This is a genomic window from Pantoea dispersa, assembly GCF_035783935.1.
Classification (GTDB): Bacteria; Pseudomonadota; Gammaproteobacteria; order Enterobacterales; family Enterobacteriaceae; genus Pantoea; species Pantoea dispersa_C.
Genome location: NZ_JALKOV010000001.1, coordinates 639,876 through 666,389 on the forward strand (window position 1 = coordinate 639,876; position 26,514 = coordinate 666,389).

24 protein-coding genes, 3 tRNA genes and 1 other RNA gene are annotated in these 26,514 nt (G+C 57.2%); 12 read left to right on the plus strand and 16 right to left on the minus strand.

From position 1 onward, the window contains the following. Positions 1 to 97: 97 nt before the first annotated feature. Together rprA and ydiK are read right to left on the minus strand one after the other, a co-directional pair. An RNA gene (gene rprA, locus MXF20_RS03185) (antisense sRNA RprA) lies at positions 98 to 205 on the minus strand. 331 nt (positions 206 to 536) lie between these two features. Then, positions 537 to 1,649 carry an AI-2E family transporter YdiK gene (gene ydiK / locus MXF20_RS03190; RefSeq protein WP_325967636.1) on the minus strand — a complete coding sequence of 371 codons (1,113 nt, stop codon included), beginning with the start codon at positions 1,647 to 1,649 and terminating at the stop codon, positions 537 to 539. A gap of 203 nt (positions 1,650 to 1,852) precedes the next feature. On the opposite strand from ydiK, the gene MXF20_RS03195 reads away from it, so the two are divergent. Further along, positions 1,853 to 4,906, plus strand: coding sequence for an FAD-binding and (Fe-S)-binding domain-containing protein (locus tag MXF20_RS03195; protein WP_325967637.1), 3,054 nt, complete (start codon positions 1,853 to 1,855; stop codon positions 4,904 to 4,906). Between the two features lie 30 nt (positions 4,907 to 4,936). On the opposite strand, the gene MXF20_RS03200 is transcribed toward MXF20_RS03195, so the two are convergent. Continuing rightward, entirely contained in the window at positions 4,937 to 5,341 is a 405-nt protein-coding gene (locus MXF20_RS03200) for a hypothetical protein (protein WP_021506233.1), read from the minus strand. 390 nt (positions 5,342 to 5,731) lie between these two features. On the opposite strand from MXF20_RS03200, the gene sufA reads away from it, so the two are divergent. From sufA to MXF20_RS03235, 7 genes are all read left to right on the plus strand, one after another. Further along, positions 5,732 to 6,106 (plus strand): Fe-S cluster assembly scaffold SufA, encoded by a 375-nt coding sequence (gene sufA / locus MXF20_RS03205; RefSeq protein ID WP_058776260.1) that lies wholly within the window; start codon positions 5,732 to 5,734, stop codon positions 6,104 to 6,106. Between the two features lie 7 nt (positions 6,107 to 6,113). Continuing rightward, on the plus strand, positions 6,114 to 7,607 hold the full coding sequence (sufB, locus tag MXF20_RS03210) for a Fe-S cluster assembly protein SufB (RefSeq protein ID WP_325967638.1): 1,494 nt from the start codon (positions 6,114 to 6,116) through the stop codon (positions 7,605 to 7,607). A 39-nt stretch (positions 7,608 to 7,646) separates the two neighbouring features. Continuing rightward, positions 7,647 to 8,393 carry a Fe-S cluster assembly ATPase SufC gene (gene sufC / locus MXF20_RS03215; RefSeq protein ID WP_325967639.1) on the plus strand — a complete coding sequence of 249 codons (747 nt, stop codon included), beginning with the start codon at positions 7,647 to 7,649 and terminating at the stop codon, positions 8,391 to 8,393. Further along, entirely contained in the window at positions 8,368 to 9,645 is a 1,278-nt protein-coding gene (gene sufD, locus MXF20_RS03220) for a Fe-S cluster assembly protein SufD (RefSeq protein WP_325967640.1), read from the plus strand. The genes sufC and sufD overlap by 26 nt, the downstream gene beginning before the upstream one ends. Then, entirely contained in the window at positions 9,642 to 10,865 is a 1,224-nt protein-coding gene (gene sufS / locus MXF20_RS03225; RefSeq protein WP_325967641.1) for a cysteine desulfurase SufS, read from the plus strand. Before sufD ends, sufS begins: the two co-directional genes overlap by 4 nt. A gap of 20 nt (positions 10,866 to 10,885) precedes the next feature. Further along, positions 10,886 to 11,302 carry a cysteine desulfuration protein SufE gene (gene sufE, locus MXF20_RS03230; protein WP_021506228.1) on the plus strand — a complete coding sequence of 139 codons (417 nt, stop codon included), beginning with the start codon at positions 10,886 to 10,888 and terminating at the stop codon, positions 11,300 to 11,302. Positions 11,303 to 11,364: 62 nt separating this feature from the next. Further along, positions 11,365 to 12,393 (plus strand): L,D-transpeptidase family protein, encoded by a 1,029-nt coding sequence (locus tag MXF20_RS03235; protein WP_325967642.1) that lies wholly within the window; start codon positions 11,365 to 11,367, stop codon positions 12,391 to 12,393. A gap of 75 nt (positions 12,394 to 12,468) precedes the next feature. Here MXF20_RS03235 and MXF20_RS03240 read toward each other — a convergent pair whose 3' ends face one another. The 6 genes from MXF20_RS03240 to MXF20_RS03265 form a co-directional block, all read right to left on the minus strand. Next, the gene (locus MXF20_RS03240; protein ID WP_007374746.1) at positions 12,469 to 12,705 is read right to left on the minus strand and encodes a major outer membrane lipoprotein; all 237 of its coding nucleotides are present in this window, start codon (positions 12,703 to 12,705) and stop codon (positions 12,469 to 12,471) included. A gap of 305 nt (positions 12,706 to 13,010) precedes the next feature. Continuing rightward, a complete protein-coding gene (pykF, locus tag MXF20_RS03245) occupies positions 13,011 to 14,423 on the minus strand; it encodes a pyruvate kinase PykF (RefSeq protein ID WP_325967643.1) in 1,413 nt (470 codons plus the stop codon). Positions 14,424 to 14,767: 344 nt separating this feature from the next. Continuing rightward, positions 14,768 to 14,844: transfer RNA gene (locus tag MXF20_RS03250), tRNA-Val, on the minus strand. 12 nt (positions 14,845 to 14,856) lie between these two features. After that, positions 14,857 to 14,933: transfer RNA gene (locus MXF20_RS03255), tRNA-Val, on the minus strand. A gap of 3 nt (positions 14,934 to 14,936) precedes the next feature. After that, positions 14,937 to 15,013: transfer RNA gene (locus MXF20_RS03260), tRNA-Val, on the minus strand. Between the two features lie 153 nt (positions 15,014 to 15,166). Further along, a complete protein-coding gene (locus MXF20_RS03265) occupies positions 15,167 to 16,540 on the minus strand; it encodes an MATE family efflux transporter (protein ID WP_325967644.1) in 1,374 nt (457 codons plus the stop codon). Positions 16,541 to 16,738: 198 nt separating this feature from the next. Here MXF20_RS03265 and MXF20_RS03270 point away from each other — a divergent pair, with 198 nt between their 5' ends. After that, a complete protein-coding gene (locus tag MXF20_RS03270; protein WP_325967645.1) occupies positions 16,739 to 17,392 on the plus strand; it encodes a riboflavin synthase subunit alpha in 654 nt (217 codons plus the stop codon). A gap of 46 nt (positions 17,393 to 17,438) precedes the next feature. On the opposite strand, the gene cfa is transcribed toward MXF20_RS03270, so the two are convergent. Both cfa and punC read right to left on the minus strand, forming a co-directional pair. Beyond that, on the minus strand, positions 17,439 to 18,587 hold the full coding sequence (gene cfa / locus MXF20_RS03275; RefSeq protein ID WP_325967646.1) for a cyclopropane fatty acyl phospholipid synthase: 1,149 nt from the start codon (positions 18,585 to 18,587) through the stop codon (positions 17,439 to 17,441). A gap of 310 nt (positions 18,588 to 18,897) precedes the next feature. Next, complete coding sequence (gene punC, locus MXF20_RS03280; RefSeq protein ID WP_325967647.1) at positions 18,898 to 20,100, minus strand: purine nucleoside transporter PunC; 1,203 nt, start codon at positions 20,098 to 20,100, stop codon at positions 18,898 to 18,900. A 109-nt stretch (positions 20,101 to 20,209) separates the two neighbouring features. Between punC and punR the strand changes: the two genes are divergently transcribed. Continuing rightward, on the plus strand, positions 20,210 to 21,121 hold the full coding sequence (punR, locus tag MXF20_RS03285; RefSeq protein ID WP_325967648.1) for a DNA-binding transcriptional activator PunR: 912 nt from the start codon (positions 20,210 to 20,212) through the stop codon (positions 21,119 to 21,121). Here the strand turns inward: punR and purR are convergent. Beyond that, complete coding sequence (gene purR / locus MXF20_RS03290; protein ID WP_325967649.1) at positions 21,118 to 22,143, minus strand: HTH-type transcriptional repressor PurR; 1,026 nt, start codon at positions 22,141 to 22,143, stop codon at positions 21,118 to 21,120. The two genes, punR and purR, sit on opposite strands and share 4 nt — an antisense overlap. Before the next feature lie 273 nt (positions 22,144 to 22,416). Between purR and MXF20_RS03295 the strand changes: the two genes are divergently transcribed. Further along, positions 22,417 to 22,506, plus strand: a complete 90-nt coding sequence (locus MXF20_RS03295) for a YnhF family membrane protein (protein WP_021506219.1) — start codon at positions 22,417 to 22,419, stop codon at positions 22,504 to 22,506. Between the two features lie 54 nt (positions 22,507 to 22,560). Here the strand turns inward: MXF20_RS03295 and MXF20_RS03300 are convergent, their stop codons facing one another. Continuing rightward, positions 22,561 to 23,352 carry a C40 family peptidase gene (locus MXF20_RS03300; protein ID WP_325967650.1) on the minus strand — a complete coding sequence of 264 codons (792 nt, stop codon included), beginning with the start codon at positions 23,350 to 23,352 and terminating at the stop codon, positions 22,561 to 22,563. A 366-nt stretch (positions 23,353 to 23,718) separates the two neighbouring features. Here MXF20_RS03300 and MXF20_RS03305 point away from each other — a divergent pair, with 366 nt between their 5' ends. Next, positions 23,719 to 24,051: a Grx4 family monothiol glutaredoxin gene (locus tag MXF20_RS03305; RefSeq protein ID WP_021506217.1), complete on the plus strand. Its 333-nt coding sequence runs from the start codon at positions 23,719 to 23,721 to the stop codon at positions 24,049 to 24,051. A 51-nt stretch (positions 24,052 to 24,102) separates the two neighbouring features. On the opposite strand, the gene rnt is transcribed toward MXF20_RS03305, so the two are convergent. The 3 genes from rnt to MXF20_RS03320 all read right to left on the minus strand — a co-directional run bounded on the left by rnt (position 24,103) and on the right by MXF20_RS03320 (position 26,486). Then, on the minus strand, positions 24,103 to 24,771 hold the full coding sequence (gene rnt, locus MXF20_RS03310) for a ribonuclease T (protein ID WP_325967651.1): 669 nt from the start codon (positions 24,769 to 24,771) through the stop codon (positions 24,103 to 24,105). A gap of 108 nt (positions 24,772 to 24,879) precedes the next feature. Continuing rightward, positions 24,880 to 25,287 carry a lactoylglutathione lyase gene (gene gloA / locus MXF20_RS03315; RefSeq protein WP_325967652.1) on the minus strand — a complete coding sequence of 136 codons (408 nt, stop codon included), beginning with the start codon at positions 25,285 to 25,287 and terminating at the stop codon, positions 24,880 to 24,882. Between the two features lie 101 nt (positions 25,288 to 25,388). After that, complete coding sequence (locus MXF20_RS03320) at positions 25,389 to 26,486, minus strand: alkene reductase (RefSeq protein ID WP_325967653.1); 1,098 nt, start codon at positions 26,484 to 26,486, stop codon at positions 25,389 to 25,391. Positions 26,487 to 26,514: the final 28 nt, after the last annotated feature.

Sequence of the window (26,514 nt, forward strand, 5' to 3'; positions counted from 1 at the left end):
TCTTTTTCCCGTCGCCTGTTTCATTCACGAAGAGTGCCATAAACCCAGCGCTGACGGCGTTCGCCGCCGGGCCGCTCTGTTTATCGCTGAATTGCAGGCAAAAAAAAGCCCATCACAGGGGATGGGCAAAGACTACACACAGCAATTCTTCACTTTACTCAGGGGAAAAAGGTTGTTTAAAAATCAGTGGCTTGATTTAAAACATAGTGAACATGTTATTCACCGCCGCCGCTGACGTCTTTAAGAATCCTCTTATTAGTTTAAAGCTGATAACCTTTCATCACGCTTTTTCACCCATCCGGCACAGGATTCAGTGCGAAAAATAATCATTTTATCGGTGCAACAGGGCTTAAACGCTAAAAAGTGCGTTTTTTCTTAAAAATCACTAATGGAAAAAATTTATTGTGCTGCGAAATTAAGTGGCGCTGATTAATGGGTCTTAACCACGCTTAACTAAGGCAAATCGGTATGGATGAGATGCGCGGAAACCAGAGGAGAAAACCGGGCCGGGCGCCCGGTTAGAAAAGAAGAGTGGGTTACGGCTGCGGCTCTTCATGTTCGGCCAGCGCCTCGATGGCGGTTTGCGGATCGTCATCCGGCGCGGGCGCTTCGTGCATCCAGACGGAAACCAGCCGGTAAGAGACCGCCAGTACCACCGGACCGATAAACAATCCAATCATGCCGAAAGCGATCAGCCCGCCAATTACCCCGGAAAGTATCAGAATCATCGGTAAATCGGCGCCCATGCGAATCAGCATCGGACGCAGCACGTTATCCAGCGTGCCGACCACGCAGCTCCACACCAGCAGCACCGTGCCCCAGGTGGTATCGCCGCTCCAGTAGAGCCAGATAATCGCCGGCACCAGCACGATTAACGGCCCGAGCTGCACCAGGCAGGTAAGAATCATTAATACCGTCAGCAGCGTGGCATACGGAATGCCGGAAATGGCCAGCCCGATGCCGCCCAGCACGCCCTGCACCAGCGCGGTCACCACCACGCCGAGCGCCACGGCCCGGATCGCCTGACCGGCCAGCAACACCGCCGCGTCACCGCGCCGGCCACCCATGCGATAGGCAAAGTGACGGATGCCGAGGCCAACCTGCTCACCGCGCCAGTAGAGCAGCACGCTGAACAGCAGCATCAGGGCAAGATGCAACATAAAGCGGCCGAAGTGCCCGGCCTGAGCGACAAAGAAGCCGGTGGTGCGGCCAATATAAGGTTGTATCTGGCTCATGATCGCCGCGCCACCGCCGTCGATCATTTTATGGTAGCTGGAATAGAGTTTGCGTCCGGCGTAGGGAATCTCGCGCAGCCAGGCGAGATCCGGCAGCACCAGATGACGCTGGGTTGCCCAGGCAATCACCGGCGCGCTGTTATCAATCAGGCTGCTGACCAGCAGCGCGATAGGAATAATAAACAGCAGCAGCAGCAGTATCGTCATGGCGATCACCGCCAGCGAGCGGCGCCCCCACAGCAGCTGCTGCAGACGAATCATCAGCGGCCAGGTGGCAATCACCACCATGCTGGCCCAGGCGAAGCCGAGAATGAACGGCTGCACCACCCACAAACAGGCAATGATCATCAGCAAGATGAACATCAGCGAGAACAACATTTGCGGTAGATCCATACCGCGTTGCAGGCTTTTCATCACAACACAGACCTCAGTAATCCTTCAGGAGGGCGCTCAGCGACGCCATCACAATGATGATCTATTTCCTGAAAATTAAACAGAAAAAGCAGCGCCGCGCGGCCGTTTTCCTGAAAAAACAGCGGCCGCTAAAAAAATGTGATACAACCAAGAGTTGAAAAAATTAACCACGCAAACGTTTACAACATCCCGGTCACGAAATAATGATCCCACAGATTTCTCAGGCGCCAGGCCTCGTTCAACTGGTGCTGACATTCCTGCAGTCGCTTAAAGAACAGGGCTTCACCGGCGACACCGCCACCAGCTATGCCGACCGCCTCACACTCTCCACCGACAACAGCATCTATCAGCTGCTGCCCGATGCGGCGCTGTTCCCGCGTTCGACGGCGGATGTGGCGCTGATTGCCCGTCTGGCCGGCGAGCCACGCTTTAACAGCCTGGTGTTTACGCCACGCGGCGGCGGCACCGGCACCAACGGGCAGTCACTCAATCAGGGGATTGTGGTCGACATGTCGCGCTACATGAACCGCATCCTCGAGATCAATACCGAGCAGGGTTGGGTACGGGTGGAAGCTGGCGTCGTGAAAGATCAGCTCAACGCCTGGCTCAGGCCGTACGGCTTTTTCTTCTCTCCCGAGCTGTCGACCAGTAACCGCGCCACGCTGGGCGGCATGATCAATACCGATGCTTCCGGCCAGGGATCGCTGGTGTATGGCAAAACCTCCGATCACGTCGAAGGCTTACGTGCCGTGCTGCTGGGAGGGGACATTCTTGATACGCGCGCGATGCCCACTGCGCTGGCGGAACAGCTGGCCAGCACGCCGACCGCCGAAGGACGCATCTATAAAGAGGTGCTTAATCGCTGCCGCGAACAGCGCGAGCTGATTCTGGCGAAGTTCCCGAAACTGAACCGCTTCCTCACCGGGTACGATTTGCGCCATGTGTTCAGCGACGATTTGCAAACCTTCGACCTGACGCGCCTGCTGTGCGGTGCCGAAGGCACGCTGGCCTTTATCACCGAAGCCCGGCTGGATATCACGCCGATCCCCAAAGTGCGGCGGCTGGTAAACATCAAATACGATTCGTTCGATTCGGCACTGCGCAACGCGCCGTTTATGGTCGAGGCCAACGCGCTGTCGGTGGAAACGGTCGACTCAAAAGTGCTGAACCTGGCGCGCGAGGATATCGTCTGGCATTCGGTCAGCGAGCTGATTACCGATGTGCCGGGCAAAGAGATGCTCGGCCTGAACATTGTCGAATTTGCCGGTGACGATGCGGCGCTGATTGCGCAGCAAATCACCGCGCTGTGCGCGCGGCTGGATGCGCTGATGGCGCAGCAGCAGGGCGGCGTGATGGGCTATCAGCTGTGCGATGATCTGGCCGGCATTGAACGCATCTATAACATGCGTAAAAAAGCGGTTGGCCTGCTCGGCAACGCTAAAGGGCGCGCCAAACCGATTCCGTTCGTTGAGGACACCGCCGTGCCGCCGGAGCATCTGGCGGATTACATTGTGGATTTTCGTGCGTTGCTCGACAGCCACGGCCTGAGCTACGGTATGTTTGGCCACGTTGATGCCGGCGTGCTGCACGTGCGTCCGGCGCTGGACATGTGCGATCCGCAGCAGGAGATGCTGATGAAGCAAATCTCTGACGAAGTGGTGGCGCTCACCGCGCGCTACGGCGGTCTGCTGTGGGGCGAGCACGGTAAAGGCTTCCGCGCCCAGTACAGTCCGGCATTTTTTGGCGAAACGCTGTTTAACGAGCTGCGTCGCATCAAGGCGGCGTTCGATCCGGATAACCGCCTTAATCCGGGCAAAATCTGTACGCCGCTGGGTAACGATGAACCCATGATGCAGGTTGATGCCGCCACGCGCGGCAGCCTCGATCGGCAGATTCCCCTGACGGTGCGCAACGACTGGCGCGGCGCGATGGAGTGTAACGGCAACGGGCTGTGCTTCAACTTTGACGTACGCAGCCCGATGTGTCCGTCGATGAAAATCACCCGCAACCGCATCCACTCGCCAAAAGGGCGCGCCACGCTCACGCGCGAGTGGCTGCGTCTGCTGGCGGAGCAGGGCGTTGATCCGCTGCAGCTGGAGCAGGCCTTACCAAAACAGGGTGCCAGCCTGCGCAGCCTGATTCAGCGCACGCGTAACACCTGGCACGCCAGCCAGGGCGAATATGACTTCTCGCATGAAGTGAAAGAGGCGATGTCCGGCTGCCTGGCGTGCAAGGCCTGCTCAACACAGTGTCCGATCAAAATAGATGTGCCGAATTTCCGTTCGCGCTTCCTGCAGCTTTATCACACCCGCTATCTGCGCCCGGTCAGCGACCATCTGGTGGCGTCGGTCGAAAGCTATGCGCCGCTGATGGCCAAAGCGCCGCGGGTGTTTAACTTCTTCCTGAAACAGCCGTGGATGCGCGATCTGAGCCAGCGCCACATCGGCATGGTGGATCTGCCACTGCTCTCCTCGCCGAGCCTGAAGCAGCAGCTGAGCGGCCACCCGGCGATGCGGGTGACGCTGGAGCAGCTGGAGGCGATGGATACGGCACAGCGCGCGCAGCACGTGCTGGTGGTGCAGGATCCGTTTACCAGCTATTACGAAGCGCAGCTGGTGACCGATTTTATCCGGCTGATTGAAAAACTCGGCTACCGGCCGGTGCTGCTGCCGTTCTCACCCAATGGGAAAGCACAGCACGTGAAAGGTTTTCTGCAGCGCTTTGCCCGCACCGCCGGCAAAACCGCTGACTTCCTTAACCGGGTGGCGCAGCTCGGTGTGCCGATGGTCGGTGTCGATCCGGCCACGGTGCTGTGCTATCGCGACGAGTATCAGCAGGTGCTGGGCGAGCAGCGCGGCGCGTTCAGCGTGCAACTGGTGCATGAGTGGCTGCACGGCGTGCTGGCCGGGCACGAGGTGCAGATCGCCAGCGGCGAAGCCTGGTATCTGTTTGCCCACTGCACCGAGGTCACGGCGCTGCCGTCAACGCCCAATCAGTGGCAGGCTATTTTCGCCCGCTTTGGCGCGAAGCTGGAGAACATCAACGTGGGCTGCTGTGGCATGGCCGGCACTTATGGTCACGAGAGTAAAAACCTGGCGAACTCGCTGGGCATTTATGAACTGTCGTGGCATCCGCAACTGCAGAAGCTGCCGCGTCAGCGTTGTCTCGCTACCGGCTTCTCCTGCCGCAGCCAGGTGAAACGCGCCGAGGGCAACGGTATGCGCCATCCGCTACAGGCTTTGCTGGAATTGATGTAAACAAATTGTAGGAGCCGTCACAAAGCTGGATTAGAATATCCAGCCTGCGTGGCGGACGAAATCACTTTGCAGGCGAGTGGCCTGGTCCCAGTCGCCGCTGAGCGCCAGTTGATGACACAAACGGGTCAGCGACAGGCGCGCCAGCTGGTAAGCCTGAATACGGAACAGACGGTCGCGATCGGCATTGCCCATCTCCTGCACTAAACGGTGGTGCAGCTTGCCCATGGCATGCAGGTAGCTATGATCGTCACCGTTCAGCTGGCAGATTTCGGCCATGTCGAGACAGGTATCGTTGAAACGACGCAACTGTTCAATCGAACAATCGGTGCGGTTGAGCTTTGCCTGAGCCAGATAAAAGTCGACGGTGATGTCACGCACGGAAAACTTATATTCGTCGATTTTGTGTTGTAACCAGGCTGAGACGGAAAGCGTCATGTCGCCACCCAAAGTAGGTTAATGATAATCATTATCATATTAAACCGCGCCAGGAATGCAATTCCCGCCGTGAAATTTTATTGATTTCCTTTGCCTGTTATAAAAATCGGCAATAACAATCTCTTTACATTCAGCAAAGGCGTAACCTATCAATCAGAGCATAAACGTAAAAAGCGAACTGGAAAATTTACGGCTTATGAACAGGTTACGTTCTGACGGCGCGCGCGGGAATGGCGCGCACAAGCTGGTGGGAAGGGACTATGCTTAATAAAGCAGCAGTAAAAAACAGCACGAGATGATTATCCCTGCAAAACAAGAGGTTGAAGTGATATCTGATATCACTACCATAGGGGGATAGCCTGAAAAGGCCCAGACTTACGAGGTAGCACTATGTCATCAGTAAATGCAGCGTCTTTTTCACCTGACGATTTCGTCTGGAAAGGGCTCACGCTGACCGAATCGGCAGCGAAACAGATTCTCAGCCTGGTTGAACAGGACCCGGAAGTTAAGGGCCTGAAACTGGGCGTGAAGCAGTCCGGCTGTGCCGGTTTTGGGTACGTTATGGATCTGGTGAAAGCGCCTGCCGATGACGACCTGCAGTTTGAGCAATATGGCGCAAAACTGTTTGTGCCGCTTCAGGCGATGCCGTTTGTTGACGGCACCGAGCTGGATTATGTCCGCGAAGGCCTGAACCAGATTTTTAAATTCAACAACCCTAAAGCTCAGCACGCCTGCGGGTGCGGTGAAAGCTTTGGCGTCGAGTAAGTGAAATATGTCACGACACAGCGAAGCATCTGACGATGTACAAACCTGGGAAGGCAGCCTGAACTACAAAGAAGGCTTCTTCACCCAGCTGCAAACCGACGAACTGGCACACGGCATCAATGAAGATGTGGTGCGTGCCATTTCGGCCAAACGTAACGAACCCGAGTGGATGCTGGAGTTCCGCCTCAAGGCGTTTCGCGCCTGGTTAGAGATGGAAGAGCCACACTGGCTGAAAGCGCACTACGACAAACTCGATTATCAGGATTACAGCTACTATTCCGCGCCGTCCTGCGGCAACTGCGATGACAGCTGTGCCTCTGAACCGGGTGCCACTCAGACCTCCGGCAGCGTCGCCTCCAGCGATTACCTGACCAAAGAAGTGGAAGACGCGTTTAACCAGCTGGGCGTGCCGGTGCGTGAAGGCAGGGAAGTGGCGGTGGACGCCATTTTCGACTCGGTGTCCGTGTCGACCACTTATCGTGACAAGCTGGCTGAGCAGGGCATTATTTTCTGCTCCTTCGGTGAAGCGATCCACGATCATCCGGAGCTGGTGCAGAAGTATCTCGGCACCGTGGTGCCGCACAACGATAACTTCTTTGCTGCGCTTAACTCGGCGGTAGCTTCGGACGGGACGTTCGTTTACATCCCGAAAGGCGTGCGTTGCCCGATGGAGCTGTCGACCTATTTCCGCATCAACGCGGCGAAAACCGGCCAGTTCGAACGTACCATTCTGATTGCCGATGAAGACAGCTACGTCAGCTACATCGAAGGCTGTTCAGCGCCGGTGCGCGACACCTACCAGCTGCACGCAGCGGTGGTTGAAGTGATCATCCACAAAAACGCCGAAGTGAAATACTCCACGGTGCAGAACTGGTTCCCGGGCGGAGAAGGCGAGGGCGGTATCCTTAACTTCGTCACCAAGCGTGCGCTGTGCGAAGGCGAGCACAGCAAGATGTCGTGGACGCAGTCCGAAACCGGCTCAGCCATCACCTGGAAATACCCGAGCTGCATCCTGCGCGGTGATTACTCAGTGGGTGAATTCTACTCCGTCGCGCTGACCAGCGGTCGCCAGCAGGCCGATACCGGTACCAAGATGATTCACATTGGTAGAAACACCAAATCGACCATCATCTCGAAAGGGATCTCGGCCGGTAAGAGCCAGAATACCTACCGCGGCCTGGTGAAAATCATGCCGACCGCGACCAACGCGCGTAACTTCACCCAGTGTGACTCGATGCTGATTGGGCCAGACTGCGGCGCGCACACTTTCCCGTACGTGGAAACGCGCAATAACAGCGCGCAGCTTGAGCACGAAGCCACCACCTCGCGCATCGGTGAAGATCAGATGTTCTACTGCCTGCAGCGCGGCATTAGCGAAGAAGATGCGATCTCGATGATCGTCAACGGCTTCTGTAAAGACGTTTTCTCCGAGCTGCCACTGGAATTCGCCGTGGAAGCGCAAAAACTGTTAGCGATCAGCCTTGAGCACAGTGTCGGCTGATGCCACACGCGTTGCCGGAAGCAATGTGAAGGAAAGAGTATGTTAAGCATTAAAGATTTACAGGTTAGCGTTGAAGACAAAGAGATTCTGCGCGGTCTGAACCTTGAGGTTAAGCCCGGCGAAGTGCATGCCATCATGGGACCGAACGGTTCCGGTAAGAGCACACTGTCTGCCACGCTGGCCGGTCGTGAAGATTATGAAATCACCGGCGGTTCTGTGTCCTTTAAGGGCAAAGATCTGCTGGAGCTGGAGCCGGAAGAGCGTGCCGGTGAAGGCATCTTCATGGCGTTTCAGTACCCGGTGGAAATCCCGGGCGTCAGCAACCAATTCTTCCTGCAGACTTCGGTCAATGCGGTACGTAAATACCGTGAGCAGGAAGAGCTGGACCGTTTCGACTTCCAGGACTTCATCGAAGACAAGATCAAGCTGCTGAAGATGCCGGAAGATCTGCTGACCCGTTCCGTCAACGTCGGCTTCTCCGGCGGTGAGAAGAAGCGTAACGACATCCTGCAGATGGCGGCGCTGGAGCCTGAGCTGTGCATCCTTGATGAAACCGACTCCGGTCTGGATATCGATGCGCTGAAAATTGTCGCCGAAGGCGTAAACAGCCTGCGCGACGGCAAGCGCTCGTTCATCATCGTGACGCACTACCAGCGCATCCTGGATTACATCAAGCCCGATCACGTGCACGTGCTGTATCAGGGCAAAATCGTGAAGTCTGGCGACTTTACGCTGGTGAAACAGCTGGAGGAGCAAGGCTATGGCTGGCTTACCGACCAGGAGTGATAACGCGCTGCAGCAGTGGCATCATCTGTTTGAGTCGCGCGGCGAGCAACGTTCGCTGCAGGCCCAGCAGCACTGGCAGCAGCTGATGCGTGTCGGCCTGCCGACGCGCAAGCATGAAAACTGGAAATACACCGCACTGGACAGCCTGCTGGCACAGCAGTTCGTGCAGGCGGAAGCGCCAGGCGTGAGCGCTGACCAGGTGGCTGCGCTGGCGCTGCCGCTGGACGCCCTTTGCCTGGTGTTCGTCGACGGCCGCTTCCAGCCCGAGCTGAGCGCGCGTGACACCGGTCTGTTTGAGGTGCAGCACAGCCGTGCCGCTGAGCGCCGCCCGCTACCGGCCGCGGTTCAGCCGGAAGTGTTCCTGCACCTGACAGAAAGCCTGGCGGAAGAGGTGACCTCGATTCGTCTGCCGCGCGGCAAAGCTGCAGCACAGCCGCTGTATCTGCTGCACATTACCAGCGGTCAGGCGGATGCGCTGAATACCGTGCATCACCGTCACCATCTGGAGCTGGAATCCGGCGCGCAGGCGCAGGTGATCGAGCATTACGTGACCCTGAATGCCAGCGCGCACTTCACCGGCGCGCGCTTCACCTTTGCGGTGGGCGACAACGCGCAGCTGAAGCATATCAAGCTGGCGTTTGAAGAGAGCAGCAGCTACCACTTTGCGCACAACGACATCGTGATTGGTCGTGATGCGCAGGTCAGCAGCACCAGCTTCCTGCTGGGTGCCGGATTGTCGCGTCACAACACCAGCGTGCAGCTTAACGGTGAAAACACCGAGCTGTCGCTGAACAGTCTGGTACTGCCGGTAGGCAGCGAAGTGGCGGACACGCGCAGCTATCTGGAGCACAACAAGGGCCATTGCCTGAGTCGCCAGCTGCACAAAACCATTTCGCGTGACAAAGGGCGCTCGGTGTTCAACGGCCACATCAAAGTGGCACAACACGCGCTGAAAACGGACGGGCAGATGACCAACAACAACCTGTTGCTCGGTCGCCTGGCGGAAGTGGACACCAAGCCGCAGCTGGAAATCTACGCCGATGACGTTAAGTGCAGCCACGGTGCGACCATCGGTCGCATCGACGATGAGCAGATGTTCTACCTGCGCTCGCGCGGCATCGCCGAAGACGCCGCGCAGCAGATGATCATCCATGCTTTCGCCGCAGAACTGACGGAAGCGCTGGAAGATGACGCGCTGCGCCAGGTGGTGCTGCAACGTATTACCGACCGTTTCCCGGGAGTTGAGTCATGAGTTTCGATCTCGAACGAGTCAGAGCGGAATTTCCGATTCTGAGTCGTGAGGTCAACGGACATCCGCTGGCCTACCTTGATAGCGCGGCCAGCGCACAGCGCCCGCTCGCGGTGATCAACGCCGAGAGTCATTTCTATCAGCACGGCTATGCGGCCGTGCATCGCGGTATTCACTCGCTGAGTGCGCAGGCGACCAGCGACATGGAAAACGTGCGCGCCCAGGCGGCGCGTTTTCTGCATGCCGCCGCGCCGGAAGAGATCATCTTCGTTAAAGGCACCACCGAAGGCATCAATCTGGTGGCCAACAGCTGGGGCGGCAGTCAGCTGCAGCCGGGCGATAACCTGATCGTCACTGAGATGGAACACCACGCCAACATCGTGCCATGGCAGATGGTGGCGCAGCGTACCGGTGCGGAAATCCGTGTGCTGCCGCTTAACGATAACGGCGAGCTGGCGCTGGAACAGCTGGCGGGGCTGATCGACAGCCGTACGCGCCTGCTGGCGGTAACGCACGTTTCCAACGTGCTGGGTACGGTTAACCCGGTGAAAGCCATCGTGGCGCAGGCGAAAGCGGCGGGCGTGGTGACGCTGGTGGACGGCGCCCAGGCGGTGATGCACCACGCGGTTGACGTGCAGGATATCGGCTGCGATTTCTACGTGTTCTCCGGCCATAAAATCTATGGACCGACCGGGATTGGCGTGCTGTACGCGCGTAAAGCGCTACAGGAGATCATGCCACCGTGGGAAGGCGGCGGTTCGATGATCGATCAGGTCATGCTGCCAACCGGTACCACCTGGAATGGCGCACCGTGGCGCTTTGAGGCCGGCACGCCGAACACCGGCGGCATCATCGGTCTCGGCGCGGCGCTGACGTGGATTAGCGAACTCGGTCTGGAGACAATCCATCAGCGCGAAAGCCAGCTGATGCGCTATGCGCTGGACAAGCTGGCATCGGTGCCGGACCTGGTGATTTATGGCCCGTCCGAACGCAGCGGCGTGGTGGCGTTTAACCTCGGCAAGCACCACGCATTTGACGTCGGCAGCTTCCTTGACCAGTACGGCATTGCCATTCGCACCGGCCACCACTGCGCCATGCCGCTGATGCGTCATTATGCGGTGCCGGCGATGTGTCGCGCCTCTTTCGCGCTCTATAACAGCGAAGAGGAAGCCGATCGGCTGGCGGCCGGGCTGACGCGCATTCATCGTCTGCTGGGCGGTTGAGCAGATTTCAGGAGTTATGCATGGCAAACCTGCCAGAAAAAGAGAAACTGGTGCGCAACTTTAATCGTTGCGCCAACTGGGAAGAGAAGTACCTCTACATCATTGAACTCGGGGCGAAATTACCAGAATCCTCTGAAAGCTTGCACCAGCCGCAGTACGTCATTTCCGGCTGTCAGAGTCAGGTATGGATTCGGATGACCCCGCAGGCCGACGGCACCATCGCCTTTGAAGGTGACAGCGATGCCGCCATCGTTAAGGGCTTGATTGCCGTGGTGTTTAGCCTGTATCAGGGGCTGAAAGCGCCAGAGATTCTGGCGCTGGATGTCGCCCACTGGTTTGGCGAACTGGCCCTGACGCAACACCTCACCCCGTCGCGTTCGCAGGGGCTGGAAGCGATGATTCGCGCGATCCGGCATAACGCACAGTCTCTCAGCTAAGTTACACTCTCCAGACCCCGGCCCTGACCGGGGTCTGTTCCATCCGACAAAGAGAAAATTGCATGAAACCTGCGCTTCGTTTAGCCGGTGCATTGCTGTTGTCCTGTTTCGGACTGTCTGCACCTGCGTTTGCTACGGAATACCCCCTGCCAGCCGCTGATAGCCGTTTGATTGGCGAAAACACCCTGACCACCGTCCCGGATGACAAACGGCCGCTGGAGAGCATTGCCGCGCGTTATAAGATAGGCATGCTTGGCATGCTCGAAGCCAATCCCGGCGTCGATCCCTGGCTGCCGAAAGCCGGCACGCAGCTTACCGTGCCGCTGCAGATGCTGCTGCCGGATGCGCCGCGCGAAGGTATCGTGATCAACCTGGCTGAACTGCGCCTCTACTACTATCCCAAAGGGGAAGATCGCGTGGTGGTTTACCCCATTGGCATCGGCCAGCTGGGAGCCGCCACGCCCAGTATGGTGACGAGTATCAGCCAGAAAATCCCTAACCCAACCTGGACGCCCACCGTCAATATCCGCAAACGCTACGCCAAAGAGGGCATCACGCTGCCTGCAGTGGTGCCTGCCGGGCCGGATAACCCGATGGGGCTGTTTGCGCTGCGTCTGGCGCGCGGCAGCGGCCAGTATCTGATTCACGGCACCAATGCCGACTTCGGCATCGGGATGCGCGTCAGCTCCGGCTGTATTCGTCTGCGCCCGGACGATATCGAAGCGCTGTTTAATAGCGTGCCGCAGGGCACGCGCGTGCAGGTGATCAACCAGCCGATCAAGTACGCGATTGAGCCGGACGGCAAACGCTACATTGAGGTGCACCAGCCGTTATCGCACAGTGAGCAGGACGATCCACAGACCATGCCGATTGCGCTGAGCGCGCCGCTGAAAGCCTTTATAAAGAGTGCGAAGAGCGACAGTGCGCTGATTAAGGCGGCGATTGAACGACGTTCAGGTATGCCGGTGCTGGTGAGCAGTGGGGAACCGGTGAATCAGGATACGCCGCTACCGGCAGTGCTGCAGACGCAGCAGGGCGCAACACCCGCCACCATCAGTCAGGCGCAGGGCGCAGCCGCGGCGACACCGTGATTCAGGGCCAGCGGACGGCAGAATCCGGACAAAAAAAATGGTGCCACAAGGGCACCATTTTTCAAACCAGAACTCTTACTTACGGTAAGAGTGAGCCTGGTTGTCCAGACGCTGGTTAGCGCGAGCTGCGTCGTCTTTAGCGGCCTGAACGTCAGAACGGATTGCGTTCACGTCGTTGCTCAGCTGGTCAACTTTAGCGTTCAGAGTCTGAACGTCTGAAGACAGCTGGTCGATTTTAGCGTTGCTTGAGCAACCAGCCAGCAGAGTTGAACCCAGGATTACCGCGCCCAGTACCAGTTTAGTACGATTCATTATTTATACCCTCTAGATTGAGTTAATCTCCATGTAGCGTTACAAGTATTACACAAAGCTTTTTAAGTTGAGAATAAATTTTTGATGAGAACATGCTTAAATTTGATCGTTCGCTCAAAGAAGCAGCATTTCGCAGAACATGATGAAAATATTTAGCGAAAACAGAGAGATTTAATCGGATTAACCTTAATCCTGCGGGATATTGAATAGTTATTATCGATTGGAATTTTCCGGTTTCTCTCTGAGGCGTGGAATAAAAAAAGCGCCCCGAAAGGCGCTTTTTTAAATAAACCTCACCGGCGCGATCAGAGTACGTGCACCGACGCGGTGTTGGTGGTTCCACTTGGCACCAGCGCACCGGAAACCATCACCACCACATCGCCTTTCTGCGCATAGCCGCTCTGCAGCGCCATCTCTTTACCGATGCGGTAGAAATCATCGGTAGAGGCGATTTCAGTCACCAGGCGCGTTTCAATCCCTTTGCTGAGGATCAGCTGACGCGCGGTGGTCTGGTTGGTGGTAAGAGCCAGAATGGTGGCATCCGGGAAGTATTTACGCACGGACTTCGCTGACTTACCGCCTTCGGTCGCCACGACAATCACCGGCGCTTCCAGTTTCTCAGCGGTCTCAACGGCACCGCGGCACACGGCTTCAGTGATACGCAGTTTGCGTGAATCCTGCAGTGAATCGATGCGGGATTTCATCACGCGATCGGTACGCTCACAGATGGTCGCCATGATGGTGACCGATTCCAGCGGGTATTTACCTTTGGCGCTCTCACCGGACAGCATCACGGCATCGGTGCCATCAAGGATGGCGTTGGCCACGTCGCCGGCTTCCGCACGGGTAGGGCGCGGGTTCTTGATCATCGAATCCAGCATCTGCGTCGCGGTGATCACCACTTTGCGCGCTTTATTACACTTCTTGATCATCATCTTCTGCGCGAAGATCACTTCTTCAACCGGGATTTCCACGCCGAGGTCGCCACGCGCCACCATGATGCCGTCAGAGGCTTCGAGGATCTCGTCGAAGTTGTTCAGGCCTTCCTGGTTTTCGATTTTGGAGATGATCTGAATGTGCTCGCCGCCGTGCGCTTTCAGGTGCTCACGGATTTCCAGCACGTCAGAGCGTTTGCGGATGAACGAAGCCGCCACGAAGTCGACGCCCTGTTCGCAGCCGAAGATCAGGTCACGCTTGTCTTTCTCTGCCAGCGCAGGCAGCTGGATTGACACGCCTGGCAGGTTAACACCTTTATTCTCACCGAGGTCGCCGTTGTTCAGCACTTTACATACCACGGTATTTTCAGTCACTTCGGTGACTTCCATGCCAATCAGACCATCGTCTACCAGCACGGTGTTACCAATTTTCAGGTCTTCGGTGAAGCCGGCATAGGTCACGGCAACGCGCTCGCTGTTACCGATCACCGACTGATCGGTGGTGAAGGTGAAGGTCTGGCCGGCTTTCAGTGACACATCGTTGCCGCCATCCAGTTTCATGGTGCGGATTTCCGGGCCTTTGGTGTCCAGCAGAATCGCGGCCTGGCGACCGGTTTTTTCCATGACGGCACGCATGTTGGTGATGCGCTGACCATGTTCGGCATAATCCCCGTGAGAGAAGTTCAGGCGCATGACGTTCATGCCCGCTTCCAGCAGTTGAGTCAGCATCTCTTCGGATTCGGTTTTTGGACCGATAGTACAAACGATCTTGGTCTTTTTCATGTCAGATTTCTGTAAGTTGTGATGGATGATAAAGGTCGGGATTCGATGCGCCTGGCACCGAAGTGAAAATCTGTTTGATGTTGGTGCGTGTGATACAGAAGTAAGAATAGGTGACGAAGGCTAAGCGTGCAGAGAAGTTATGCGCAGGGCGGGAAGACCGTAGCGACGGTGTTGCGCAAATTCTGTAAGTGGCTGGCATAGGCACGTTAGCGCTGAAACCTTTCAGGTGGAACAACGCGGCATAGTATAATCGCTAAGTATGCGAAAACCAATACAAAAGCAGAGGGAGAAAACCGACGCAGATCAAGGAAAGGCGAGTTGCGCAAGGGAGTGAACAGCAAAAGTGGTGCGCTCTAATGGACTCGAACCATCGACCCCCACCATGTCAAGGTGGTGCTCTAACCAACTGAGCTAAGAGCGCATTTCAGAAATCTGGTGCGTCCGAGTGGACTCGAACCACCGACCCCCACCATGTCAAGGTGGTGCTCTAACCAACTGAGCTACGGACGCACTTGGTGCGCTCTAATGGACTCGAACCATCGACCCCCACCATGTCAAGGTGGTGCTCTAACCAACTGAGCTAAGAGCGCAACACGCTGTCAGGGCGACAGCGGGGACGAATATTAACGGCAGGCCGTGATGCTGGCAAGCGGAAAAGTGATTTTTCCTGACGACTGACCAGCAACTGTGCTAAGCGTCGTTTTTTTCACCGCCGCGGGCCAAATAAACGCCCGCTCAGCCACTTAGCGCGCGGCGCGCGCCAGAATCACCTGCGCCGGTAAACGCTGCAGACGGCGGATACGCCAGATCATCATCACCGCTGCGGAAGTCAGACCGACGATAAATCCACACCAGAAACCGGCCGGGCCGAGCGGTGCAACGATCCAGTCAGTCAGCGCCAGCACATAACCCACCGGCAGTCCCAGCACCCAGTAGGCGATCAGGGTAATGAAGAAGATCGAGCGCGTGTCCTTGTAGCCGCGCAGGATGCCGCTGCCGATCACCTGAATCGAATCCGAAAACTGGTAGATGGCCGCCAGCAGCATCAGCTGTGCCGCCAGGGTAATGACTTCCGGATTGGCGGTGTAAAGCGCGGCAATATCGTGGCGGAAGGTCACGGTGAACAGCGCGGTGATCGCCGCCATGGTGATGCCGACGCCCTGACCGGTCCACGCGGCGATGCGCGCCTGTTCGGCCGAGCCCTGTCCCAGACGGTAGCCGACGCGAATGGTGGTCGCCACGCCAAGCGACAGCGGCAGTACGAACATCAGCGAACTGAAGTTCAGCGCGATCTGATGTCCGGCAACTTTAACAATGCCCAGCGGCGAAACCAGCAGCGCGACCACGGCAAACAGCGTGACCTCAAAAAACAGCGCCAGCGCGACCGGTAAGCCCAGCGTGAACAGCCGTGTCAGGATGGCACGCGCCGGCGGCGACCAGCGCGTGTGCATGCGGATATCGCGCATGGCCGGCATACGCTTCAGCCAGAAGCGCATCACCAGATACATCACCCAGTAAACCGATGCGGTAGCGACGCCACAGCCCACGCCGCCGAGCGCAGGCATGCCGAAATGGCCATAGATGAACACATAGTTCAGCGGGATGTTGACCAGCAGGCCGAGAAAGCCCAGCAGCATCGCCGGTTTGGTCTTTGACAGCCCTTCGCACTGATTACGCGCTACCTGGAAAAACAGATAGCCCGGCGCGCCCCACAGCAGCGCGTGCAGATAACCTTCCGCTTTTGCCGCCAGCTGCGGGTCGATGTCATGCATGCTGTGAATCAGGTAGCCGGCGTTCCACAGCACCACCATAATCAGCAGCGCCACGCCAGCCGCCAGCCAGTAACCCTGGCGCACCTGTTCAGCAATGCGTTCGCGTCGCCCGGATCCGTTGAGTTGCGCAACGGTAGGCGTCAAAGCCAGCAGCAGACCATGACCAAATAAAATGGCGGGGAGCCAGATAGAGGTGCCGACAGCAACGGCGGCCATATCCGTGGCGCTCACCGCACCGGCCATTATGGTATCCACAAATCCCATCGCGGTCTGCGCCACCTGAGCAAGGATGACCGGGATCGCGAGGGCCAGCAATTGACGCGCTTCTGTTAAATACTTCTGCACGTATCACCTGCGTAATTTAAGACGAGAGTGGGGTGAAATCCCCGAAGAATGCGCGACCTAGTGTAGCGGTAGCCAGCACTTCCGCCAAACATTGATCGCATTTTGCAGCGCCATTTGTGTAAAGTTTGCGCGCCGGCAAATTAAACCCTGGCGGGCAAGCTGTGATAAACTGCCACAAACTTTGCAGAGGCTGAAATTATGTTTACCGGAATTGTGCAGGGCACGGCAGAAATTGTCGCCATTGATGAGAAAGAGTTGTTTCGCACCCACACCGTGCGTTTGCCCGCTGAGCTGTTGCCCGGTCTGGCGCTTGGCGCGTCGGTGGCGCACAACGGTTGCTGCCTGACGGTCACCGCCATCGACGGCGATCGCGTCAGCTTTGATCTGATCAAAGAGACGCTGCGCATCACTAACCTCGGTGAATTACGCGTGGGCGACGTGGTGAATATTGAGCGTGCCGCGAAATTCAGCGATGAAATTGGCGGTCACCTGATGTCCGGCCATATTATGACCACTGCGGAAATCTGTAAAATTATCCAGTCCGAGCATAACCGGGAAGTGTGGTTTAAATTACAGGATGCCGCGCAGATCAAATATATTCTGCACAAAGGATTTGTCGGCATTGATGGTATCAGCCTGACGGTTGGCGACGTCACCAAAAGCAAGTTCTGCGTGCATCTGATCCCGGAAACGCTGGAGCGCACCACGCTGGGCGCGAAAAAACTCGGGCACAAGGTAAATATCGAAATCGATCCGCATACGCAGGCGATTGTCGACACCGTGGAACGCGTGCTGGCGCAGCGCGAGGCCGCGGCCGTGCAGGTGGCGCAGGCGCTGCCGGACGCAGAGTAAGCGGTGATAAAAAAAGGCGCGATAAGCGCCTTTTTATTGCCCGACGTTAGCGCGCTACGCGCAAACCGCCTTCCGTGCCACGGCTAAACACTACCTGCCACAGCTGAATATCGCGCGCGCGAAACGCACCGGCGCAGGCGTTGAGGTAGTAGCTGAACATGCGTTTAAAGCGCTCGCCATACTTCTCCGCCAGCTGCGGCCACGCCGCCTGGAATCGCGCATGCCAGGCCATCAGCGTGGTGTCGTAATCGGCGCCAAAGTTGTGCCAGTCTTCCATGATAAAGTGAGATTCGCTGGCATCCGCGATCTGCCGCACCGAGGGTAAACAGCCGTTCGGGAAAATGTATTTATCGATCCACGGATCGACGTTCATGTCAGTGCGGATGGCTCCGATGGTGTGCAGCAAAAATATGCCTTCTGGTTTCAGGTTACGATCAACCACATCGAAGTAGGTAGCATAGTTTTTCGGCCCGACGTGTTCGAACATGCCCACCGAGACGATACGGTCAAACTGCTGATCCAGATCGCGGTAATCCTGCAGCAGAATGGTCACATCCAGCCCGGCACAGCGCTGCTGTGCCATCTTCTGCTGCTCGGCAGAGATGGTCACGCCATGCACTTTCGCGCCGTAATGACGCGCGGCATATTCTGCCAGTCCGCCCCAGCCGCAGCCGATATCCAGCAGCGTCATACCCGGTTCCAGCTGCAGCTTACGACAGATCATATCCAGCTTGTCCTGCTGCGCCTGCTCCAGCGTTTCCGCACGTTTCCAGTAGCCGCAGGAGTACTGCATAAACGGATCGAGCATCAGTGAAAACAGGTCATTGCCCAGATCGTAGTGCTCTTTGCCGACGATCCACGCGCGCTTTTTCGACTGTAAATTGGTGAGGCGCGCGGCGGCAATGCGCAGCGTATCTTTAAAATGGTGGGGTAACTGCTTATCCAGATGGTGTTTCAGCACGCGGTGGAAGAACATATCCAGCCGCTCGCACTCCCACCAGCCGTCCATGTAACTTTCACCGAGGCCCAGCGATCCTTCCTGCAGCACCCGTTTAAAAAAATCCGCATGCCTGACCTGAATATCCCAGGGGCGTGTGCCGTTGATGTGAATATCCGCCCGCTCCAGTAACTCATGGGCGATACGAAACCATTGGTTTTCTTCAAGGCTCACTTCTTCTATACACGATGAACTCATAGCTTCTCCATCACCTTGCCGATTTGAACCTGAGAAAAAGGATAGTCAAATTCCTCAGGCCTGTGAGAGAACTCACGGAAAATCCGTGCACCCGTTAGCCGACGTATTACAGAGGTATGAATCTGAATAGAAAAGTCTGCCACCACTTCGGAGGTGAAAATCGTGCAGACGCCATCCCAGCGACAGTGTCGCTAAAAAATACGCTTATTATGTTATTGATTTGTTGCAGAAATGCTGACCCACTGAGTATATGCTCACGTGGGTCAGTATTCAACGGCTTATCGTTAGTTTGCTAACGATAATCGTTGCCTTAGCAATTATCTTCGCAGGGACGGGAAGCGTGAGCAATATCACTTTGTGCGGGGGGGGTGCGCTGCCACAGGAAACCGGCCCAGGCCAGGATTACCGTGGCCACCATCACCAGCGTGGTATGGAACAGCGCCTGCTGCAGACCGGCGGAGACAATCAGGCTGGCGAGAAAGCACAAGCCCAGCTGCAGCAGATTCTGCAGCCCAGCCGCTTTACCGGTGGCCTGCGGGAACGGGGCGAGGGCGCTGGCCACCACAATCGGATAGATAGCACCATTGGCCAGCGCCATGCCGCAGAACGGCAGCAGCAGAGCCACCAGCGGCGGCGCTGTCATCAGTGCCACGACAAACAGGCTGAGAATGCTCAGGCTGTAGATCAGCAGTAACCACGGCAGCAGCTGCGCACCCTGAAAGCGATTCAGCAGCGCGCGGCAGCCAAATCCGCCCAGCAGGAAGGCGATGGTCTGCGGAATATAGCTCAGGCCTATATCAGCCGGGCTCAATCCGGCGGCAGCGAGGATAAACGGCGAGCCGGTCAGCCAGGCGAAAAAGCTGGCGGAGCAGGCGGCGTAGATCAGCACGTTGCCGCTGTAAGCGCGTGTCGCCAGCAGCGTCAGCCAGCCTGGCTGTGGCGTGTTGTCATGATGCGCGCGTCGCGTACCGGATAGCTTCAGCGTGCCGATTAACAGCACCAGCGTGACCAGCGCCAGCGCGAGGAAAATTGCGCGCCAGTGAAAATGGCCCATCAGCCAGGCACCCAGCAGCGGTGCCAGCGCCGGAGACAGCGCCACCAGCGGCATGATCGTGGCAAACACTTTATTGGCCTGGGCCTGCGGATAGCGATCGACCACCAGCGCCTGCCAGCTCACCGCGGCGGCGCAGACGCCCACTGCCTGCACAAAGCGCAGCGCCAGCATCAGCCAGACGTCAGTCACCCACAGCATGGCGAGACAACTCAGCGCAAACAGACTCAGGCCGGCAAGTAAAACTGGCTTACGGCCGAAGCGGTCCGATAGCACGCCCCACAGCACCTGCGCACAGGCAAAGCCGCCCAGAAACAGACTCAGGCTGGCGCTGATGGTGCCCGGCGTGGCGGCAAAGTCGCGCTGCATGGCACCGAACGCCGGCAGGTACATGTCGGTCGCCAGAAAGCCGAGCATGCTCAGCACGGCAAGGTAAGGCAGAAATCCTTTTGATGACAGCATGGTTTTTCTCATTCGGCAGGTTGAACGGCGGGGAGTGTAAAAGGGTGCAGGCAGCTTTGTGAAACGCTAATATTTGCATTGTGCTGTTAAATTTTTTGAAGGCAAAAATATGTGGTCGGAATATGCGCTTGAAGTGGCAGACGCGGTGGCGCGCACCGGCAGTTTTAGTGCCGCCGCACAGGAATTGCATCGCGTGCCCTCTGCCATCAGCTATACCGTACGCCAGCTGGAGAGCTGGCTGGCAGTGCCGCTGTTCGAGCGTCAGCATCGCGAAGTGGTGCTGACCGCCGCCGGCGAGCATTTTGTGCGTGAAGGGCGATCTGTTATCAAAAAAATGCTGGCCACGCGCCGTCAGTGCCAGCAGCTGGCGAACGGCTGGCGCGGTCAGCTCAGCATCGCGGTGGATTGCATCGTCAAACCGCAACGCACCCGCCAGCTGGTGAAGGATTTTTACCGCCATTTCCCCGACATGGAGTTGATCATCAGCTACGAAGTGTTTAACGGCGTGTGGGACGCGCTGGCTGATGGTCGTGTCGATGTGGCGATTGGCGCTACCCAGGCCATTCCGGTCGGCGGCCGCTTCGCCTTTCAGGACATGGGCGCGCTTAACTGGCGCTGCGTAGTGAGTCCGCAGCATGCGCTGGCACAGAGTCCGCTGCTGGACGATGAAACGCTGCGTGCCTGGCCGTCGCTGGTGCTGGAAGATACGTCGCGCGCGCTGCCGCGCCGCATGACGTGGACGCTGGATAACCAGCGGCGGCTGGTGGTGCCGGAGTGGGAAACCGGGCTGGATTGCCTGCAGGCCGGACTGTGCGTGGGCATGGTGCCAGGCCACCTGGCGCGCCCGCTGCTGGACAGCGGCGCGCTGGTAGAGCTGACGTTGCCACAGCCGTTTCCGGACAGCCCGTGTTGCGTCAGCTGGTCTGAGCAGCGCGCGTCACCGGCGCTGGCGTGGCTGCTTGCTTATCTGGGTGATGCCGAGACGCTGAACCACGAGTGGCTCAGCGAGAAACAGGCTTAACGGCGATAATCGCGGAACGGGCCATCGGCCACGGAGCGGCGCTCAATCAGCGTAGGCTGCACTTCAATGGTCTGCGGCTCTTCACGTTTACTGGTAATACGGTCGAGCAGCATCTCCAGCGCCTTTTCACCCAGCTGCGCTTTCGGCTGGTGCACGGTGGTCAGCGCCGGGGTGAAGTAACGCGCGTTGCGCACATTGTCATAGCCGATCACCGAAATATCCTGCGGCACGCGCAGGCCCATCTCATCGGCGGCACAAATCGCGCCCATCGCCATGATGTCGCCGCCGCAGAACACCGCCGTCGGGCGCTGTTTCTGATTGAGGATCTGCTGCATCGCCTGATAGCCAGACTCCGGTTCAAAGTCACCCTGCACGATCCACTCCGGACGCACGCTGATGCCCGCTTCCTGCATCGCCTGCAGGAAACCGGCATGGCGCCCGCCGCCGGTGTTGCGTTCCATCTGGCCAGGAATAGCGCCAATGTCGCGATGGCCGCGCTCAATCAGATAACGGCCGGCGAGGTAACCGCCGTGGAAGGCGTTGTCCTGCACGGTATCGGTAAAGTCGCCGCGCGACTCGCCCCAGTCCATCACCACCATCGGAATGTTGCGATTCTCTTCCAGCATCTGCAGCAGATCGTCGGGATATTCGGAGCACATCACCAGCAGGCCATCGACGCGCTTTTGCGCCATCATCGACAGATAGGCGCGCTGCTTTTGCAAATCATTGTGCGCGTTGCCGAGTATCAGCGTGTAACCGCGATCGAAGCAGTGATTCTCTACCGCTTCAATAATTTCAGCAAAGTAGGGCGCTTCGCTGGAAGTGGCCAGCAGGCCCAGCGTCTTGGTGTGGTTCACCTTCAGACTGCGTGCCACCGCACTGGGGGAATAGTGCAGCGCTTTGATTGCTTCCCATACGGCGTTACGCGTCTCTTCCGCGACAAAACGCGTTTTATTGATGACATGCGAAACCGTGGTGGTTGAGACACCGGCGCGTTTCGCCACATCTTTAATGGTTGCCATGAAAATACTACTCCTGGACTTATCGCAACTGACTGATAAGTATATGGTTAAACGTTTGCGTCTGTGAAGGGTTTTGCGCCCGGAATATCCGGGCTAATCTGCGTGACCGGGCAGGGAAACATCCTTCAGCAGGCTGTCAAAACAGCATGCGCTAAATCTGTTGCGCAACGAAAGGCGGCGATTCTAGCAAGGCTGCGCGGATAACACGAGATTTTTGCCCATCACTGTGCGAAAATTATTTAACCCTGCAAACTGTGTGACTAAGGAGTTGTGATGAGTACCGATTTAAAGCTGGCATTAACCACCACCGCAGCTGCGCTGCTGATGATCATTGCCTTTAGCTTTACCGCCATTCTGCATTAATAAAAAAGCCGGTGCTGCTGACAGCTACCGGCTTTTTTGTTGCGCAACGCTGGGTTAACGCACGGTTTTCGGCGTCATCATGCGACGTGCGCCAACGTAATGCTTCTGCCAGTAATCTTCGCCCAAGGCGCTAATCTGGATATCTTTGCCGGTGCGCGGAGACTGAATAAATTTGCCGTTGCCGAGGTAGACGCCCACGTGATCGGCGGTGCCGCGGTTATTAATGCGGAAGAACACCAGGTCACCTTTCTCCAGCATCTCACGCTTAATCGGTGCCGCATCGCGCAGGTGATACATCTCATTGGCGGTGCGCGGGAATTTGAATTTCACCAGATCTTTGTAGGCGTACCAGACTAAGCCACTGCAGTCGAAGCCGGTGTGCGGTGAGGTGCCGCCCCACTGGTACGGTTTACCTAACTGGCCCATCAGTTTGTTCATCGCGGTTTCCCGCGCTTTCTGGTAGCGCTGGCGGTGCGCTTTGCTCATTTTGATGCCGCTCAGCTGCTGCACTTCATCATCAACGGCGATTGCGCGGGATTTTTTCGCCAGGCGCTGATGACCGTATTTTTTCGCGCTGAGCTTAAGCGAGGATTTACGACTGGTGGTGTGCTGAAGTGCCGTTTCGCTTTTCTGCTGTTTTTTGAGTTTGAACTTTTGCACCGACGTCAGACGTGACTTTTTACTGGTGGTTTTCACCGGGCGTCGTTTGCGCCGCTCATCGTCACGCGCGTTCTTTTTCTCCGCTTTCTGCAAACTGGCATTAACCGGCGCATGCGGAGAAGCCGCCGCCACATTAAAGAACAGTTGGGCAAAAGCCAGTATGAAAAGCGTAATCAGTAAACGCATAGTCCGGTTACAGGTTAAGCCGTCGGCAGGAAGCCAGACCGCGGTAAAGTTAGAAAAATCTGATCGACGATCAGCACCGGGGCAATTCTAATCCACTTTTTTTGCAAAAGGTAAGGTCTTTTTCCATTAATCTGTCACGGTACTGAAACTGTGGCAAAAATGAGCGATTTCAGCTGCTTAACTCAGCGGAATTATTGCTAATTATTAATTGATTAATGCTTATTAATGATATGAAAATGTTATTCGTGGCGTGCGAACTTAACAAACATGGCGATTAGCACTGGCTAACGCAAAATCCCGTTTTCAGTCGCCGGGCGAAGTCGCTACAATAAACAAACACGAAGTGAAGGATTAAGGAAGGCAAAAATGAGTACTGTTGAAAAAATTCAGCGCCAGATCGCAGAAAACCCGATCCTGCTATACATGAAAGGTTCGCCGAAACTGCCAAGCTGCGGCTTCTCTGCACAGGCGGTGCAGGCGCTCTCTGCCTGCGGTGAGCGCTTCGCCTACGTGGACATTCTGCAAAATCCGGACATTCGCGCTGAATTACCGAAATACGCCAACTGGCCAACCTTCCCGCAGCTGTGGGTGGATGGCGAGCTGGTCGGCGGCTGTGACATCATCGTTGAGATGTTCCAGCGCGGCGAACTGCAACCGCTGATCAAAGAAACCGCTGAGAAGCACAAAGAAGCGGAATAAGAAAAAGGCCGACGCAATGTCGGCCTTTTTTTGGCGGTGATCTGGCGGCTATCAGGCCGGTGCGTCGTCTTCAGCCTGTTCTTCACTCATCGCCAGCGGCCAGCCGCCAAGGCGTTTCCAGCGGTTCACCAGCTCACAAAACAGCGTGGCGGTCTGCTCGGTATCATACAGCGCCGAGTGCGCCTGGGTGCTGTCAAAATCTATCCCTGCCGCTTTACAGGCTTTCGCCAGCACGGTTTGCCCCAGCACCAGTCCGCTCAGCGCCGCGGTATCAAAGGTAGCGAACGGGTGAAACGGATTGCGCTTCATGCCGCTGCGTTCTGCAGCAGCCATCAGGAAGTTATGATCAAAGGTGGCGTTGTGCGCCACGATGATGGCGCGGTTACAGCCGCTGTCTTTGGTGCCTTTGCGCACCATCTTGAAAATGGCGTGCAGCGCCTCATATTCGCTCACCGCGCCGCGCAGCGGATTGCTGGGATCGATACCGGTAAACGCCAGCGCCTCCGGATTGAGAATCGCCCCTTCAAACGGCTCGACGTGAAAATGCAGGGTTTCATCACGGTGCAGCCAGCCGTCCTCATCCATTTTTAACGTGGTGGCGGCGATTTCCAGCAGCGCATCGGTTTGCGCGTTAAAACCGGCGGTTTCAACGTCAATCACCACAGGGTAAAAACCACGAAAGCGTTGATGGAGAGCGTTTAAGGCGTTCGATTCAGACATCAGGATCTCATTGCAGGAAATGGGGCAGCGCGCATTATGGCAAAAATCGGCGCAGGGTGCAGCAGGAGAGGGGAGCCAGCCTGCAAATTAACAGGCTGACTAACGGCATTAGTTGCCGAGGCCGTTGCCGGCGTGTTTGTTTTCGATCAGCTCGATTTTGTAACCGTCCGGATCTTCCACGAAGGCGATGATGGTGCTGCCGCCTTTCACCGGGCCGGCTTCACGCGTGACGTTACCGCCCGCCTGACGGATGCGGTCGCAGGTCGCTGCCACGTCATCCACGCCCAGCGCGATATGGCCGTAGGCATTGCCGAGGTCGTATTTATCCACGCCCCAGTTGTAGGTCAGCTCAATGACCGCCCCTTCGCTCTCTTCGGTGTAACCGACGAAAGCCAGGGTGTATTTGTATTCGGTGTTTTCACTCTGACGCAGCACGCGCATGCCCAGCACGCGGGTGTAAAAATCGATGGAGCGCTGCAGATCGCCAACGCGTAACATAGTGTGAAGTAAACGCATAACATCCTCTTTTTAAAAGTCATCAGGGAACCCGCTTAGTATAGCGACTGAATCCCCTGAAGAAAGCACGCGACCGCACATCCGCTGCGGTCGCGTTTGACTTACAGTGTCGGGTAGTCGGTGTAACCTTCCGCGCCGCCGCCGTAGAAGCTCTCCGGACGCTGCGGGTTAAGCGGTGCATCCTGCTGCAGACGCGCCACCAGGTCCGGGTTAGCGATGAAGTCGCGGCCAAAGGCCACCGCATCAATCAGGCCACGGCCAATCAGATCGTCCGCTTTTTCCACGGTATAGGCACCGGCACCGACGATCACACCCGGGAAGGCGGCACGCACTTTCTGGCGGAACTCATCGGTGTAAGGCTTACCGCCAGCCCAGTCTGGCTCAGACAGGTGCAGATAGGCGAGGCCGCGCTTGCCCAGCTCGCTGATGTACCACAGCGCCGCTTCCTCTTCATCCGGACCGTTTTCCAGATTCTGGAAGGCGCCAATTGGCGAGATGCGGATACCGATGCGATCGGCTGACCAGTTCGCAATCGCAGCATCGACCACTTCCAGCGCGAAACGGCCGCGCTTCTCAATCGAACCGCCGTATTCATCGGTACGTTGGTTAGAACCGGGTGCGAGGAACTGATGCATCAGATAGCCGTGCGCAGAGTGCAGTTCCAGCAGGTCAAAATCGGCCTCGCGTGCGTTAGCGGCGGCCTGGCCGAAATCCCTCACGATCTGCTGAATTTCTGCCACGCTCAGTTCGCGCGGCATCGAGGTATCTTCGCGGTACACGCTGCCGTCTGCGGCGCGCAGTGACGTGCGGGTGCCGGCGGCAATGGCGGACGGCGCGACCGGCGCTTTACCTTCCGGCTGCACGCTGTTGTGTGAAATACGGCCGGTGTGCCACAGCTGCACGGCGCTGTGACCGTGTGCGGCGTGAATGCCTTCGTTAATCATTTTCCATGCGGCAATCTGCTCCGCGGTGTGTAAACCCGGTGCACCGGCATAGCCTTTGGCTTGGAACGAAACCTGAGTGGCTTCGGTAATGATCAGGCCCGCGCTGGCGCGCTGCTGATAATACTCCGCCATCAGCGGGGTAGGAATGTCGCCCGGTTCAATGCTGCGCAGGCGCGTCAGCGGCGCCATGAATACGCGGTTAGGTACGGTAATCGCGCCCACTTTCAGTGGGGAGAACAGCTGTTTACTCGCCATGATGACTCCTGTAATAGACCGGTCGTCT